At 47.6% G+C, this 16,235-nt stretch carries 18 protein-coding genes; 2 read left to right on the forward strand and 16 right to left on the reverse strand.

Translation table 11 applies throughout. The features are described from left to right. Positions 1–5: 5 nt before the first annotated feature. The 12 genes from ahrC to KFV11_RS06480 all read right to left on the reverse strand — a co-directional run bounded on the left by ahrC (position 6) and on the right by KFV11_RS06480 (position 10,204). Positions 6–458 (reverse strand): transcriptional regulator AhrC/ArgR, encoded by a 453-nt coding sequence (ahrC, locus tag KFV11_RS06425; RefSeq protein ID WP_149458597.1) that lies wholly within the window; start codon positions 456–458, stop codon positions 6–8. A gap of 105 nt (positions 459–563) precedes the next feature. Next, on the reverse strand, positions 564–1,352 hold the full coding sequence (locus KFV11_RS06430; protein WP_149458596.1) for a TlyA family RNA methyltransferase: 789 nt from the start codon (positions 1,350–1,352) through the stop codon (positions 564–566). Then, positions 1,333–3,225, reverse strand: a complete 1,893-nt coding sequence (dxs, locus tag KFV11_RS06435; RefSeq protein WP_149458595.1) for a 1-deoxy-D-xylulose-5-phosphate synthase — start codon at positions 3,223–3,225, stop codon at positions 1,333–1,335. The genes KFV11_RS06430 and dxs overlap by 20 nt, the downstream gene beginning before the upstream one ends. Before the next feature lie 104 nt (positions 3,226–3,329). Beyond that, positions 3,330–4,190, reverse strand: coding sequence for a polyprenyl synthetase family protein (locus KFV11_RS06440; RefSeq protein WP_254249517.1), 861 nt, complete (start codon positions 4,188–4,190; stop codon positions 3,330–3,332). Then, a complete protein-coding gene (gene xseB, locus KFV11_RS06445; protein ID WP_149458593.1) occupies positions 4,180–4,380 on the reverse strand; it encodes an exodeoxyribonuclease VII small subunit in 201 nt (66 codons plus the stop codon). Before xseB ends, KFV11_RS06440 begins: the two co-directional genes overlap by 11 nt. A 1-nt stretch (position 4,381) precedes the next feature. Continuing rightward, positions 4,382–5,713, reverse strand: a complete 1,332-nt coding sequence (gene xseA, locus KFV11_RS06450) for an exodeoxyribonuclease VII large subunit (protein ID WP_149458592.1) — start codon at positions 5,711–5,713, stop codon at positions 4,382–4,384. Then, positions 5,710–6,102: a transcription antitermination factor NusB gene (gene nusB / locus KFV11_RS06455; protein ID WP_149458591.1), complete on the reverse strand. Its 393-nt coding sequence runs from the start codon at positions 6,100–6,102 to the stop codon at positions 5,710–5,712. The genes xseA and nusB overlap by 4 nt, the downstream gene beginning before the upstream one ends. Before the next feature lie 41 nt (positions 6,103–6,143). Continuing rightward, positions 6,144–6,491, reverse strand: coding sequence for an Asp23/Gls24 family envelope stress response protein (locus KFV11_RS06460; protein ID WP_254249518.1), 348 nt, complete (start codon positions 6,489–6,491; stop codon positions 6,144–6,146). Between the two features lie 179 nt (positions 6,492–6,670). Next, on the reverse strand, positions 6,671–8,020 hold the full coding sequence (gene accC, locus KFV11_RS06465) for an acetyl-CoA carboxylase biotin carboxylase subunit (protein WP_149458589.1): 1,350 nt from the start codon (positions 8,018–8,020) through the stop codon (positions 6,671–6,673). After that, on the reverse strand, positions 8,020–8,460 hold the full coding sequence (accB, locus tag KFV11_RS06470) for an acetyl-CoA carboxylase biotin carboxyl carrier protein (protein WP_149458588.1): 441 nt from the start codon (positions 8,458–8,460) through the stop codon (positions 8,020–8,022). Before accB ends, accC begins: the two co-directional genes overlap by 1 nt. A gap of 108 nt (positions 8,461–8,568) precedes the next feature. Next, positions 8,569–9,126, reverse strand: a complete 558-nt coding sequence (efp, locus tag KFV11_RS06475) for an elongation factor P (protein WP_149458587.1) — start codon at positions 9,124–9,126, stop codon at positions 8,569–8,571. A 25-nt stretch (positions 9,127–9,151) separates the two neighbouring features. Further along, a complete protein-coding gene (locus KFV11_RS06480) occupies positions 9,152–10,204 on the reverse strand; it encodes a M24 family metallopeptidase (RefSeq protein ID WP_149458586.1) in 1,053 nt (350 codons plus the stop codon). Positions 10,205–10,287: 83 nt separating this feature from the next. On the opposite strand from KFV11_RS06480, the gene KFV11_RS06485 reads away from it, so the two are divergent. Then, on the forward strand, positions 10,288–10,878 hold the full coding sequence (locus KFV11_RS06485) for a hypothetical protein (RefSeq protein ID WP_254249519.1): 591 nt from the start codon (positions 10,288–10,290) through the stop codon (positions 10,876–10,878). Between the two features lie 53 nt (positions 10,879–10,931). Here KFV11_RS06485 and KFV11_RS06490 read toward each other — a convergent pair whose 3' ends face one another. Beyond that, positions 10,932–11,762 (reverse strand): lipoate--protein ligase family protein, encoded by an 831-nt coding sequence (locus tag KFV11_RS06490; protein ID WP_149458584.1) that lies wholly within the window; start codon positions 11,760–11,762, stop codon positions 10,932–10,934. Between the two features lie 96 nt (positions 11,763–11,858). On the opposite strand from KFV11_RS06490, the gene KFV11_RS06495 reads away from it, so the two are divergent. Then, the gene (locus KFV11_RS06495; protein WP_254249520.1) at positions 11,859–12,242 is read left to right on the forward strand and encodes a rhodanese-like domain-containing protein; all 384 of its coding nucleotides are present in this window, start codon (positions 11,859–11,861) and stop codon (positions 12,240–12,242) included. Between the two features lie 31 nt (positions 12,243–12,273). Here KFV11_RS06495 and gcvPB read toward each other — a convergent pair whose 3' ends face one another. Genes gcvPB through gcvT form a run of 3 tightly spaced genes read right to left on the reverse strand, consistent with a single transcriptional unit; the run spans position 12,274 to position 16,173 of the window. Beyond that, positions 12,274–13,743 (reverse strand): aminomethyl-transferring glycine dehydrogenase subunit GcvPB, encoded by a 1,470-nt coding sequence (gene gcvPB, locus KFV11_RS06500; RefSeq protein WP_254249521.1) that lies wholly within the window; start codon positions 13,741–13,743, stop codon positions 12,274–12,276. Then, positions 13,736–15,079, reverse strand: a complete 1,344-nt coding sequence (gcvPA, locus tag KFV11_RS06505) for an aminomethyl-transferring glycine dehydrogenase subunit GcvPA (RefSeq protein ID WP_149458581.1) — start codon at positions 15,077–15,079, stop codon at positions 13,736–13,738. The genes gcvPB and gcvPA overlap by 8 nt, the downstream gene beginning before the upstream one ends. A gap of 11 nt (positions 15,080–15,090) precedes the next feature. Beyond that, positions 15,091–16,173 carry a glycine cleavage system aminomethyltransferase GcvT gene (gene gcvT / locus KFV11_RS06510; RefSeq protein WP_436970197.1) on the reverse strand — a complete coding sequence of 361 codons (1,083 nt, stop codon included), beginning with the start codon at positions 16,171–16,173 and terminating at the stop codon, positions 15,091–15,093. Positions 16,174–16,235: the final 62 nt, after the last annotated feature.

Raw genomic sequence — 16,235 nt, forward strand, 5'->3', positions numbered from 1 at the left:
TCCACCTAAAGCATATTAAATAAGCGCTCCGTCACCACTTTGCCTGAATCGGCATCTCTGCAGATGATCAGACACGTGTCGTCACCGCAGATCGTCCCTAAAATCTCATCCCATTCCAGCTGGTCTAAAATAGCACCGATAGACTGTGCATTCCCGGGCAGAGTCTTCAGCACAAGCAGGTTGCCCGTCCCTTCCAGCTTCACGAAAGAATCCATCAAGTAGCGCCCGAGTTTATCAAGCGGATGATATTTGCGGTCTCTCGGCAGACTGTAAATATATTGGCCGCTCGGCGTCGGAACTTTAATGAGCTGCAGTTCTTTTATGTCACGGGAGATTGTTGCCTGAGTGACATTCAAATTGAATTCATTCAGTTTTTCAACCAGTTCCTCCTGAGTTTCAATTTGCTGACTGGAAATGATTTCCCTTATTTTTATCTGCCGCATTGTCTTATTTGCCATATGCATCCCCCAATTGTATATTTATTCACTAATCGTAGCATAAAAACAAATAATTTCCTAACAAAAAAACCGTTTAATTCGTTAATTACACGGCTTTTTTCATATCTATCCAGCGATGACGTCAGCAATCATATCAGACGTTATTTCTGTATCACTTGGTGTATTTGATAAATAAACTAAATATTCTGTGTTACCGGCTGCCCCTTTGATCGGGGAGGTCGTCAGCGCCAGTGGAAAGAACTGGTCGTGCTGTGCCAGGGCCAGTACTTTCTGGATGACTTTATAATGAACAGCAGGATCCGTGACGATTCCTTTATCACCGACTTCATGACGCTCCGCTTCAAACTGCGGCTTAATGAGTGCGACCACTTCTGCCTGCTCAGCAAGTATCGTCTTCAATGTCTTGAAAATCAGTCCTAAAGAAATAAAGCTCACGTCAATCGTCGCGAAATTCGGCCGCGGATCAAACTGCTCAGGTGTCACATAGCGGAAGTTTGTCTGCTCCATCACGGTGACACGGGGATCGATGCGCAGCTCATAGGCCAATTGATTTGTCCCGACATCGATGGCATAGCTTTGCAATGCGCCGTTTTGCAGGGCGCAGTCTGTAAAGCCGCCGGTCGATGAGCCGATATCCACATGAACTTTATGCTGGATATCGAGGTTAAATGCAGCCAGTGCCTTCTCAAGCTTATAGCCGCCGCGGCTGACATATTTTTTGTTCAGACCCTTCACCCGGATCTTGACCGTCTCCGGTGTGATTTTTTCAGCGGCTGAGTGAATGCGTTCATGTTCGTTGAATACTTTGCCTGCCATAATGAATCTTTTGGCTTCGTCCACTGAATCAAAATATTCATGGCTGACAAGCCAGTCATCAATGCGCTGCTTCTTCATCCGTTTTACCTGTCAGCTGTTTAATTTCGTCGACGATATGCGCAGTCGTCAGACCGATGTCCTGCAGCAGCAGGTCGACATCACCCTGTTCAATATATTCATTATCGATGCCAAGCCGCTTCACTGCGACCTGCTGTTTCTGGTCATTGAAATAATTGACGACCAGTGAACCGAAGCCGCCGGTCAGCATGGATTCTTCCACCGTGAGCACCGGAATGTTTCTTGCCGCGAGTTCGTCCAGATAGTCTGTATCCAGCGGTTTAATGAAGCGTGCATTCACGACTTCTATATTAATCCCTTCTTTAAGAAGCAGCTCCTGCGCTTTCAGCAGCAGCTGAAGCGTCGGGCCGAATGATAATACTGCCGCATCTTCACCTGCTCTCAGCACTTCCCACTTGCCGTAAGGAATACCGGCAGCGGGATCGGTCACTTTGACGCCGAGTCCATTGCCGCGCGGATATCTGATGGCGATCGGTCCTGAATAATCAGTAAATGCGCTGTAGACCATCTTTCCTGCTTCATCTTCATCTTTCGGCATCATGACCGTCATGTGCGGCAGATGGCTCAGGAACGGAATATCAAATACACCTTGATGTGTCTCACCGTCAGCGCCGACAAGGCCTGAACGGTCGATACCGAAGACAACATCCAGCTTCTGGCGGTCAATATCGTGCAGCAGCTGGTCGTATGCGCGCTGTAAAAATGTCGAATAAATCGCGACATACGGCTTCATTCCGCTGGCAGCCAGTCCGCCCGCCATCGTCACTGCATGCTGCTCAGCAATACCGACATCAAAGAACTGTTCCGGAAGCTGCTGCTGAAATTTTGTCAGCTTGCTTCCGACCGGCATCGCAGGCGTGATCGCGACAATGCGTTTATCATGCTTCGCAAGTTCCAGTACGGCGTCGCTCATCAGCTGGCTCCATGACGGAGCTGACACTTTACCGCCGAGCTGTTCCCCTGTATCTAGTTTGTAAGGCCCAAGCCCATGCCAGGTGCCGATTTTATCATTTTCAGCATGGCGGTAGCCTTTCCCTTTTTTTGTGATGACATGAATGATGACCGGCCCGCTGATACGCTTCGACGTCTCAATCGCCTCTCCAAGTTCCCGGAAGTTATGACCATCGACAGGACCGACATATTTAATGCCCAGTTCCTCAAAGAACACACCGGATACAACTAAATACTTCAGGCTGTCTTTAATCCGGTCCGCTGAATCTCTGAGTTTAAGGCCGCCCGGCAGCTTGCTCAAAAAGCCGTCGATATCAACTTTAGCCCGGTTATAGTTCTGATTGGTGCGCAGCCGGCCGAACATGTTGTGCATCGCACCGACGTTCGGCGCAATGCTCATCTCGTTATCATTCAGGATGATCGTCATATTCGTGCGGTCATGACCGATATGGTTTAAAGCTTCAAGCGCCATGCCGCCTGTCAGCGCGCCGTCTCCGATGACCGGAACTATATGATAGTGCTCCCCCATGATATCCCGTGCTTTTGCCATGCCCATCGCCGCAGACAGCGAGGTTGAACTGTGTCCCGCCTCCCAGACGTCATGAACGCTTTCTGAACGTTTCGGGAATCCGCTTAATCCTTTGTGCTGACGCAGCTGATCAAACTGGTCACCACGGCCAGTCAGAATTTTATGGATGTAGGCCTGATGGCCGACATCAAATATAATCTTATCCTCAGGGCTGTTGAAATGCTTATGCAGCGCAATTGTGAGCTCCACCACTCCTAAATTGGCACCGATATGCCCACCAGTGACCGCACACTTTTCAATCAAAAAAGTTCTCATGTCTTCGCTGAGCTGTACGAGTTCACTTTCTGTGAGACTTTGTATTTCTGATGGATTTTTAATTTTTGCAACATCCATTTGAGTTCCACCTACAGTCTAAATAATTAGTTAAGTTTTATTATATCATTACAAAACATAATATGAACAAAAAAAGCCGCTAGGGCTTTTAGTAATACAGATGATTATTTAGTCCGTGCCACGATATAATCCAGAAGTTCCATCATCGACGTGCAGTTGTCGGTCAATTGACTGACCAGCTCGACTGCCTCATGATAGACATCCGTCATCGCCTGTTTTGCAGCCGGCAGACCAAGCAGTGTCACATAAGTCGCCTTGTCGTTCTGGGCATCGCTGCCAGCTGTCTTGCCCATCTCCTCAAGACTGCCTTCCACATCGAGAATATCGTCCTTAATCTGGAACAGCAGTCCGACTTTAGTGCCAAGGTCATGCAGCTGCGCCATGGCCGTGTCATCGAGACGTGCAATCACACCTGCACATAGGAAGCAGGCTCTAATAAGGTCACCCGTTTTATGAAGATGAACTTCCTCCATTTCAGCGCGTGTGAGTTGCCGATGTTCCGCAGCCATATCGAGCATCTGGCCGCCGACCATCCCTCTGCTGCCCGCTGCCCGCGAAATAATGCGGACCAGCGCAACCTTCACTTCAGCCGTCAATGTCTCATCACTCATCACGTGGTAGAAGCTGTCAGTCAATAGTCCGTCTCCGGCCAGTATCGCTGTCGCCTCACCGTACACTTTATGATTAGTCAGCTTGCCTCTCCGGTAATCGTCATCATCCATCGCCGGCAGATCGTCATGAATCAATGAATACGTATGAATCATTTCAATGGCCGCTGCCGCTGACAGTCCTGACGCCGCCTTTTCACCGCACATTTCAAGCGTCGTCAGCAGCAGCACCGGACGGATGCGTTTTCCGCCGGCTGATAATGAATAGTTCATTGCTGCATCGAGTTCAGCGCTTAACGCATCATCATAGAGATGACTCATATAATCGTTGATTAACTCAATAAATTTATGCTTCATTATTAACCTCAGCAGCGCTTACTTGATTGATTTTCTTCTCTGCTTCCGACAGCTGCTGCTGGCAGGCTTTTGATAATTTAATCCCTTGTTCATATAATTGTATAGACTCTTCAAGTGATACTTTGTCATTATCGAGCTTATTGACGATACTCTCCAGTTCCGTCATCATCGTTTCAAAGTTGTTAGCCATATTAATCCTCCTTCACCACTTCTACAACCGCACTTATTTCACCGTCAGCCATCTGGATATCGATGGTCTGCGAAACTTCCAGGTCATGAATGCTGCTGGTAATACCTGCTGCTGTCCTGACAATACTGTAACCTCTGTCCAGTATACCTGTCGGGTTGAGACTCGCGAGCAGTTTCTGCTGAAACTCCAGCGCTCTGGCAAGCGACTCGTGCTGCCTATTGACCGACTGATCCAGCTGCCGTGCATATTGCGAGAGCTGCTGCTGACTGAGCGCTATATGCGATTGCAGCCGGTCACCGGATAATCTACTGTCCAGTCTGACAAACCGCTCCTTTGCCCCGGCGAACTTGTCCTTCAGCAGATAGAACATCTTTTGTTCCAGTTCATCCTTACGCTGCACCTGCTGTTCAATCAACAGATCAGGATTGCGGAAGACCGGATGACTGCTCAGCCGCTGGACGCGCTGCTGCTCATACTTCAGCCGCTGCGTCAGCTGCTGCCGCAGAAAAACATCCGTCGATTTAAGCTGATTCATCAGCTCAGACTGGTCCGGCGTCGCCATAACAGCTGCTGCAGTCGGCGTCGGCGCCCTTAAATCAGCCGCAAAGTCACTGAGCGTCGTATCCGTCTCATGACCTACTGCAGAAATAATAGGCGTCTCTGCCTCGTAAATCGCCTGCACGACAGCCCGTTCATTGAATGCCCAGAGATCTTCGATAGAGCCGCCGCCACGACCGACGATCATGACATCAACACCCAGTGTATCGGCCTGCTTGATATTCTTCACGATATCTTCAACTGCCCCTGCCCCCTGGACTAGCGTTGAAATATAATGGACGTCTGCCAGCGGATAGCGTCTTGTCAGCGTCGACTCGATGTCACGGATAGCAGCACCGGTCGATGCTGTAAGGACAGCGATACGCTGCGGATATCTCGACAGCTTCTTCTTATGCGCTGCGTTGAACCAGCCTTTTGCTTCCAGCTCCTTCTTCAATGCTTCAAACCGCTCATAAAGCTGGCCCACACCATCAAGCGACATCTCATTGACGTAGAGCTGGTAGCTCCCGCGGGCTTCATATACTGACACGCGCCCTGTAATCAGTACCTGGTCTCCTTCTTTCGGAGTGAACGTCGTCTTTACCGCGTCGCGTTTGAACATCATGCCATTTAATACCGCTCCGCCGTCTTTCAGCGCAAAATAAAGATGACCGCTTGAATGATGCTTGACATTAGAAAGTTCACCTTTAATGTAGACATTCTCAAGATAGGGATCCCGTTCAAACTTTACTTTGATATATTTAGTCAGCGCGCTGATGGACAAATATTCTGTCATTGCAGCTTCTGCTTAATGACTTCGCTCAGCACACCATTGATGAACTTGTAGCTGTCATCATCTCCATAAGTTTTCGCCAGGTTTACCGCTTCATTGACGGCTACTTTTTCCGGGACGTCTGTGTACAGCACTTCATAGACCGACATGCGCAGAATAATGCGGTCGACTTTGCTCAGACGCTCCAGTGTCCACTGCTTCAGATGTGGGCGGATCGCTCTATCAATCGCTTCCTCATGTTCTTTGACACTTTCAGTGAGCGTATCCATGAATGCATCGCGTTCATTCGGTTCCAGAACAAATGACTTCGCTTCTGTTAATGTGATTGGTTCCTTCGTTTCCATCTGAAATAATACTTTTAATGCCAGTTCTCTCGATTCGCTACGACTCATAATTGTTCTCCTTCAAAAAGTGAGAGGATGCAGGCATCCTCTTAGTTATCTTTAAATTTAATATTGATGATATGGACATTGACCTGTTTAGGGTTCAGCGCTGTCATATTTTCCAGCGCATGTTTAATGTTCTGTTGAACTTGCTTAGCAGTTGCAGAAATTTTAGTGCCGTACTCAAAGGTGCAGTATGCATCGATATAAATGTCATCTTCTTTAATTTCAACATTGACGCCCCGGGCATTTTTAACACCTAATTTATCGAGGGATTTATTTTTCTGCAGTAAAGTGACACCTTTGACTTCGCTGACCGCGATAGTCGCGATTACTTCAATGACATTAGGCGAAATTTCCACTGTACCTAAGTTCTCTTTAGACATCGATTCAACCATGCTATTGCCTCCCATCGTATCATACTTACATCATACCATTATTCAGCGGTAATATTAACTAGATTGAATAGAATTCAAGCTCAAAAATAAAAGGCAAAAAACGGATAGAAGTGATCTTCCATCCGTTTAAGCTGTCCGACTGTCGCAAGCCCTGCCATTTAAATGCTGCGGCCGGTCGTTCAGTCGTACTGCAGTGTGTTTTCTTTCAGGAAATTCGTGCTGTATTCTTTGCTCAGGAACACGGGGTGCTTCAGTAATGCCTGATGGAACGGAATCGTTGTGTCGATGCCGTGAATAATATATTCATCGAGGGCACGCTGCGCACAGCTGATCGCTTCTTCACGTGTCGGCTGGAAGACAATCAGCTTCGCCACCATAGAATCGTAGTACGGCGGAATCGTGTACTGGTTATAGCATGCAGAGTCTACTCTGACGCCATAGCCGCCCGGCACTAAATACTGCGTGATCTGACCTGCTGACGGCATGAAGTTTTTCAGCGGGTTCTCAGCATTGATTCTGAGTTCCAGCGCGTGGCCATTGAACTGAACATCTTCCTGCTGAATATCCAGCCTTTCGCCTGACGCGATTCTGATCTGCCACTTCACGAGGTCAATGCCGGTCACCATTTCTGTGACAGGATGTTCCACTTGAATACGCGTATTCATTTCCATGAAGTAATATTTATTTTCGTTCAAGTCATAAATAAATTCAATCGTCCCTGCACCTTCGTAGTTGACGGTTTCGGCTGCTCTGACAGCTGCCTGTCCCATCGCGGCACGCGTCTCTTCACTGATAGTCGGACTCGGTGATTCTTCGACAAGCTTCTGCATACGGCGCTGAATCGTGCAGTCACGTTCACCAAGATGAATGACATGACCGTAAGAATCCGCAAGAACCTGAATCTCAATATGACGGAAGTTCTCAATGAATTTCTCGATGTATAACCCTTTATTACCGAATGCCACTTCTGCTTCCTGCTCAGTCATCCGGTAGCCGGTTACGAGCTCTTCTTCATTGCGGGCGATACGGATTCCTTTCCCGCCGCCGCCTGCTGTCGCTTTAATGATGACCGGGTAGCCGATTCTTTCGGCTTCCCGCTTCGCGATGTCAATCGTTTCAACAAGACCATCACTGCCCGGCACGACCGGCACATTCGCTTTGATCATCTCTTTTTTAGCGAGGTCTTTAATACCCATCTTCGTGATAGATTCATGACTCGGTCCGATGAACTTGATGTTGCACGCTTCGCACATTTCCGCAAAGTCTGCGTTCTCAGCGAGGAACCCGTAGCCTGGATGAATCCCTTCACAGCCGGTGGCACTGGCAATCGTCAATATGTTCGGTATGTTCAAATAAGAGTCTTTGGAATATTTAGGGCCGACGCAGTATGCTTCGTCAGCCAGCTGAGTATGTAATGCTTCTTTGTCGGCTTCAGAGTAGATAGCGACTGACTGGATGTTCAGTTCTTTCAGTGCACGGATGATACGCACAGCAATTTCACCGCGGTTGGCAATCAATACTTTCTTCATTACTTCACCCGGAATAAAGGCTGACCGTATTCCACCATTTGTCCATCTTCAACAAGAATCTCAACGATTTCGCCTGAGAGTTCAGCCTGAATTTCATTGAAGAGTTTCATCGCTTCCAAAATACATACAACCGATTCAGCAGATACTTGGTCACCGACTTTAACATAAGCACCGCTTTCAGGTGTCGGTGATTTATAGAATGTTCCGACCATCGGGGCATTGATTGTACGGCCCTCAGCTGCTGGTTCTTCCTGCGGGCGTTCAACTTCCGCTGCCGGTGCCTGAACTTGCGGCACCGCCTGAACAGGTGCTGTCTGAGCGACTTGTACAATCGTCTCTTTTTTCAGTTTGATTTTGTGGTTATCTTCTTCTACTTCTATCATTGTGAGTGATGACTGATCGAGTAAGTCGATCAGTTCTTTAAGTTCTTCAAAATTCATGATGTTCTCCTTTATACTTCATATTCATACTAGCTACCTAACCCATTTTACTTGAGTGGTCAGACCAATTCAAGTATTAAAAAAAGACATGCCTGAGCATGTCTCCGATTAACCACGTGAGACGTATGAGCCGTCTGTTGTGTTAATAATCAATTTGTCGCCGTTGTTGACAAACAGCGGCACGTTCAATGAGTAACCTGTCTCTACTGTCGCCTGCTTAGTAGCACCTTGCGCTGTATCGCCTTTAATGCCCGGTTCTGTTTCAGTGACTTCCAGTGTGACCGTGTTCGGTAATTCAACACCTAACGTTTCACCCTGGTAGCTTTGAATATGAACATCCATGTTTTCTTTCAGGAACTTCAGTTCATGAGTCAATGCTGTTTCAGGGATCTCTGTCTGATCATACGTTTCAGTGTCCATGAAGACATGAACATCACCGCTCGCATATAAATACTGCATTTTACGGTTGTCGATCTGCGCACGGCCTACTTTTTCACCCGCACGGAACGTTTTCTCCTGGATGGCACCTGTTCTTAAGTTTCTTAATTTTGAACGGACAAATGCTGCCCCTTTACCAGGTTTAACATGCTGGAATTCCAGAACACGCCAGATGCCGTTATCTACTTCAATCGTTAAACCGGTCTTAAAATCATTTACTGAGATCATTTAATAATCCTCCTAATTTTGCTGTCTATAAAATAATAAGGTCTTTTGTAGAATGTGTAAAGCGCTTTAGCCCACTTTCAGTGACAAGGACATCATCTTCAATGCGGACACCGCCGAGCCCGTCCACATAAATACCGGGTTCAAGCGTCACACACATATTCGGCTCAAGCTCAATGTGCGATGCGGCAGACAGACCCGGCCCTTCGTGTACTTCAAGTCCGATGCCGTGACCCAGCGAATGACCGAAGTGCGCGCCGTATCCTTCGTCCTCAATAATACGGCGCGCAATCGCATCTGCTTCCGCACCTGTCATGCCCGGTTTAATCGTTTCCAGCGCTGTCACCTGTGCCTTCAGCACGATGTCATAGATCTTCTTCATGTCTTCACCAGGATCTCCGACTGCAAATGTCCGGGTGATATCAGAAATATAGCCTTGATAGATGGCACCGTAGTCAAGCGTGACCATCTCCCCCTGCTGGATGACCTTGCCAGAAGCCACACCATGCGGCAGGGCACCCCGATGTCCGGAAGCGACAATCGTGTCAAAAGAAGAACTTGATGCGCCGTTCTTTCTCATGAACATTTCAAGCTCATTGTTCACCTCCATCTCAGTCATGCCGGGTTTCACGAATTTAAGAATATGCTCATATGTAAGGTCGGCAATATCTGCGGCCTGCTGAATAAGATGGATTTCATAGGATTCCTTGATCATCCGGATTCTTTCGATGGCACCTCCGATATCGACCAGTTCCATCGTCTCTTTCAGCTTCGCATACTGCTGATAAGTGATCAGATCTCCTTCAAAACCGACTGTTTCAGCATGCAGCTCTTTAATCAGATCCGCGACACAATCCAGCAGTCCCCCTGGCTGCTTGACGACCTCGAAATCAGCAGCCTGTTCAGTTGCCTGCGCTGTATATCTGAAGTCAGTGATTAAGTAGCGCTGCTCCTTCGTGATGACCAGTGCACCGCTGGACCCCGTGAACAGCGATAAATAACGGCGGTTGTAAGGCGACAGCACAACGATGGCATCAAGATTTTTGTCTTCCAGCAGTTGCGTGATTTTTTCGAATTTCATAGTATACCCCTTCTCTTGTTGTTTTAAAATCTTCTATTATCATGTTACCATAGAATAAGAACGACCGGATAAGGAGAACGTTTATGAAAAAACAATTAGTTATTGCAGCGACGCTCCTGCTTGCTGCGTGCAGCAACGAAACAGAGCAGCTGCAGAACAAACAGACTGAGCTGAAAGCATCTATTAAAACACTTAAAGAAAAAATAAGCGATGAAAAAACGAAAAAGATTTCCAATAGCAATACACTGTCAGCTCTGAACAAAGAGCTCGACTTGACAAACGATACAAGCAGTACTATTTCCAGTGAAGATTATGCCGGCTATTTCAACACATATACGCAGGTGATGGCTGATGCCTTCAGTGAATATTCCGCCATCGACAGTGAAGCCTCCGCCCTAAAAGATGACCCGGCTGTCCGGGCGCAGCTGTCGGCTATTCAGACGAAGATTAAAAGTTCCACCGACGCTTTCAATGCACAGCTGGAAGGCAAAAGCCTGCCTGCTTCCTACGAGGATATTCATAGTCAGGTGACCGAAGCCAACAAAGAATTTATAGCTGGAATGAATAAAATCGTAAAAGGCTATGCTGCTTCCGACCGGAAGACTTTCATTCAAGGCAGCGCCGCCTTGAATGAAGGCATCAACAAAATAGACAGCATTCAGTTTCAGTCATAAATTAAGACGCCCGGGTGAAAAACTTCACCCGGGCGTCTTGATCATATGCCAGCTTATCTTCTATATGTCCAGTCATCGCTCATATATTTCTTCGACAGTTCATGCACTTCAGCCAGCTGCTCGGCTGTCAGTTCGTAAGGAATAAGCTGAATATTAAGCCCCTGCTGGAAGCCGCGGTAAAAGGCATCTTCCATCTCCTCAATCGTCACTTCTTTATCGGTCAGCTCATTGATCGCTACTGCTTTGTCATGAAAGGCATCCTTCATTTTAGTCATCAGCCGCTCATTTTTGAACTTGAACAGGCCGAACAGTTCATCCACATCGATTTTCTGCAGAATAGAGCCGTGCTGCAGGATCACTCCTTTTTGTCTTGTCTGGGCACTGCCGGCAATCTTTCTGCCTTCGACGACCAGCTCGTACCAGCTCGGTGCATCAAAGCAGACCGAGCTTCTCGGGTCTTTCAGTTTCGCGCGTTGCTCTTCTGTCCGCGGTATCGCAAAATAAGCGTCCAGCCCTAAATTTCTGAAGCCTTCCAGCAGCCCTGTGGAGATGACACGGTAAGCTTCAGTCACAGTCTTCGGCATATCCGGATGACTTTCCGGGACGATGACGGAATAGGTCAGTTCGTGGTCATGCAGCACGCCACGGCCGCCTGTTGCACGGCGTACAAGCCCGATATGGTTTTCCTTCACTTTATCGATATCTATTTCTTTCTCAAGCTGCTGGAAGTAGCCGATTGACAGCGTCTTCGGATTCCAGCCGTAGAAACGCACGACCGGCTGCAGCTGTCCTTCCGATACCCAGTTCATCAGTGCTTCGTCCAGCGCCATATTAAAGTAGGGATTCTGTTTTTTCGTATTGATAAATAGCCATTGTTCTGTCATGTTGATCATCCTTATAGAGAGTTTAGTGAAAATTACTTTGAAATCAATGCCGTTAATCATTATAATGAAGTATATGTATTTTAGGAGGAATAGTTAATGAACACATGGATCATCCTTGGACTCATCCTTCTTGCGCTGATTGTCTATATTGCAGTCAATTACTTTATTAATCGTAAAGCTGTCGTAGAATTAAGTCAAGATGACTTTCAGTCAGGGCTCCGCCGTGCACAGGTCATCGACTTAAGAGAGAAAGCGGATTATAATTACGGCCATATTGTCGGCGCAAGAAATATACCGATGAGCATATTCAGAACACGTATGCTTGGACTACGTAAAGACCAGCCGATTTACTTTGTTGATAAAAACGGCATCCAGTGCTACCGTGCAGCGAGAATGCTGAAGAAGAAAGGTTACAGCAACCTTTACATGCTAAAAGGCGGCTATAAAGAGTGGAAGGGCCGAATTAAAGCCAAACATTAAGAAGCTTGAGGATATCCTCAAGCTTCTTTTTTTATGCTTCAATCGTTCCTTCGTATTTAAGGACCGGTTTTCTGGCAGCTGTCGTTTCATCGAGTCGACCGATCACTGTGTGATGCGGCGCCTCAAGGACGATATCCGGATTCTCTTCTGCTTCTTTAGCGATCTGGATCATCGTGTCACAGAAGCTGTCGAGCGTTTCTTTTGATTCCGTCTCCGTCGGTTCAATCATCATACATTCCTCAACGTTCAGCGGGAAGTAGATTGTCGGCGGATGGAAATTGAAGTCGAGCAGTCGTTTCGCCATGTCCAGCGTTCTGACGCCGAGTTTTTTCTGTCTCACACCACTGATGACAAATTCATGCTTACAATGTCTGTTGTACGGCAGCTCGAAATAAGGTTCGAGACGACGCATCATGTAGTTGGCGTTCAGCACTGCGGTCTCAGAAGCTTCCTTCAGCCCGTCCGGCCCCATCGTCCGAATGTAAGTATACGCCCGCAGATAGATGCCGAAGTTACCGTAAAATGGTTTTACACGCCCGATTGACTGCGGCATATCATGGTCAAACTGATAGCCGGATTCTGTTTTAATGATATGTGGTTTCGGCAGGAACGGGATTAAGTCAGCTTTCACACCGACAGGACCGGAACCAGGTCCGCCGCCGCCGTGAGGACCGGTGAACGTTTTGTGAAGGTTCAAGTGAACCGCATCAAATCCCATGTCTCCCGGACGGACTTTACTCATAATGGCATTCAAGTTAGCACCGTCATAATAAAGTTTCCCACCGGCAGCATGGACGATTTCACGGATTTCAAGAATATCCTCCTCGAACAGGCCGAGTGTGTTAGGATTTGTCAGCATGATCGCTGCCGTATCCGGCCCAACAACGCGTTTCAAGTCGTCAATATCTACCAGTCCTTCTTCATTGGACTTCACCGTGATGGTTTCAAAGCCGGCAACAGTTGCAGATGCCGGGTTCGTGCCGTGCGCCGAATCCGGGACGATGACTTTCGTCCGTGCATGGTCACCGTTTGCTTCGTGATACGCACGGATCATCATCAATGCCGTCCATTCACCGTGAGCACCTGCAGCGGGCTGCAGCGTCACTTCGTCCATGCCAGTAATCTCTTTTAAATGCTCCTGCAGGTCATAAATAACCTCAAGTGACCCTTGAACGGTCTTTTCGTCCTGCAGCGGGTGCGCAGCAGCAAATCCTGACATACGCGCCACTTTCTCGTTGATCTTAGGATTATATTTCATCGTACATGAACCAAGCGGATAGAAGCCGGAATCGACACCGTGGTTTTTGTTGGAAAGCTCTGTATAGTGACGCATCAAGTCAAGCTCTGCTATTTCAGGCAGCATCGGTGACTGTTTGCGGATGAATTTCTCCTCAAGAATATCTTCGACATTCTGATTATCTACTTCCACCGGCGGCAGAGAGTATGCAAAGCGGTTTTCTTTGGAGCGTTCAAAAATTAACGGGCTTGATCCTTTAAGCATTATAGACACCAACCTTCGCAATAAATGTATCAATCTCTTCTTTTGTTCTCAGCTCAGTCACCGCAATCAGCATATGATTGTTGAATGCAGCGTCTACACGGCCAAGGTCGAAGCCGCCGATAAAGCCATCTGTCAGCAGCTTGTCATTAATGTCAGCGACCGGCTGATTGAACTTAACAACAAATTCATTGAATGATGTGCCCGGAAGCACCGTGAAGCCTTCCTGAGTCATTTTGTCTTTCATATAGTTCGTCTTATAAAGGTTCTGCTGTGCCATTTCATAGACACCATTTTTACCGAGTGCGCTCATCGCTACAGATGCTGCCAGTGCATTTAATGCCTGGTTGGAACAGATGTTTGATGTCGCTTTGTCGCGTCGGATGTGCTGTTCACGTGCCTGAAGTGTCAGTACGAAGCCGCGCTGGCCTTCGTCGTCCTGCGTCTGTCCGACAAGCCGGCCCGGCATTTTGCGCATCAATGCTTTTGTCGCCGCGAAGTAGCCGCAGTGCGGTCCACCGAACTGCGCCGGGATGCCGAACACTTGAGCGTCACCAACGACGATATCTGCACCGAACTCACCAGGAGGTGTCAATAGACCAAGTGCCATCGGATTGCTTGAGACGATGAACAGTGCTTTTGTCCCTGCTGTCATCGCTTTTATCGCTTCTAAATCTTCAATGCTGCCGAAGAAGTTAGGATACTGCACCATAATACATGCTGTGTCAGCATCGACCGCTGCTTTCAGCTTATCAAGATCTGTCACCGTGTCTTTTAAGTCAATTTCCACGACTTCTAAGTTCTGACCTTTTGCGTACATGTGCAGCACTTCGCGTGATTCATTGTTCACCGCTTTAGAGACAAGGATCTTCTTCTTTTTAGTGTGGCCGCAGGCAAGCATGGCCGCTTCAGCGAATGATGTGCCGCCGTCATACATGGAAGAGTTCGCTACATCCATCCCTGTCAGTTCAGCAATCATCGTCTGAAATTCAAAGATAGCCTGCAGTTCACCCTGCGAAATTTCCGGCTGATACGGTGTATATGCCGTATAGAACTCAGACCTTGAGATGACGTGATCCACAACGGTCGGAATGTAGTGGTCATAGACGCCTGCCCCAAGAAATGACACATGCGTGTCACTTGTCATATTTTTAGCTGCAATCTGACCCAGTTCACGCAGCAGCGGTGTTTCAGCTTTGCGCTCCTTAATGTTTAACGGCCGGTCAAAACGGACTTTCTCAGGTATATCCGCAAACAATTCATCAATCGACTGAATCCCGATGGTCTTCATCATGTCCTGCTTATCAGTTTCTGTTAATGGAATATAACGATGGCTCATAATTTCTCCCCTTAATTTTTATGGAATGGTGTTATAACGATTTTCGCCGGCACTTTATTTTTTCTGATCTGCACGTACACGTCATTACTGGGCTCTGTTTCACTTGTTTCAATTAATGCGAGTGCGATGGAGCGGCCAGTCGATGGTGATTGTGTGCCGCTTGTGACATAACCGATTTTTTCGTCATTGCTGTTGAAGACTTCGTAGTCCGTCCGGGCAATGCCGCGTTCCTGCATCTCAAGTCCCGCAGACTTGCGTGACAGCCCCTGCTCTTTTTGCGCCGCCAGTGCTTCGCGCCCGATGAAGTCTCCTTTATTCAGTTTTACACTGAAGCCCATGTTTGCTTCGTAAGGCGAGATATCGGTCGACAAATCCTGTCCGTGAAGCGGCAGTGCAGCTTCCAGACGAAGTGTGTCACGCGCACCAAGACCGCATGGTGTGACACCTGCAGCAAGAAGGCCGTCCCAGATTTTTTCTGTGACCGGTGCCTCGCAGTAGATCTCGTAGCCATGTTCTCCGGTATAGCCGGACTGTGACAGAATCACCTTTTCACCGAACAGTTCTACGTCCTGAATATATTCAAACAGTTTCAGCCCGCTGATATCCTCAGCTACTAAAGATGCCATGATTTTCTCCGAATCAGGACCCTGCACAGCAAGCTGGCCGTATTCATGAGAGACGTTCATCACTTCTGCGCCGTCGATCTCATGCTGCTTCAGCCAGCTGTAATCAATATCCGTATTGCCGGCATTGACTACAAGCAAATACTTATCCGCCTCAAGCTGATAGACGACCAGATCATCGATGACGCCGCCCTGCTCATTACAGAGCATAGAATACTGCGCCTTATTCTGTGTCACTTTCGTGACATCGTTAGTCAGCACTGACTGCAGGTATTCCGAAGCTTTCTCACCTTTGACGATGATTTCCCCCATATGGCTGACGTCGAACATCCCTGCATGTTCTCTTACCGCATTGTGTTCCTCTTTAATGCTCGAAAACTGGACAGGCAGCGCCCAGCCGGAAAAATCAATGACTTTCGCTCCGGCTTCGATATAGCTGTCGTATAACGGTGTCTTCTTTAATTCCATCATTAATACCTCCATTTAAAATATAAAAAAACAGGATAGCTGATAGACTATCCTGTCGATTTCTT

The organism is Macrococcus equipercicus (genome assembly GCF_024205945.1).
Taxonomy (GTDB): domain Bacteria; phylum Bacillota; class Bacilli; order Staphylococcales; family Staphylococcaceae; genus Macrococcus; species Macrococcus equipercicus.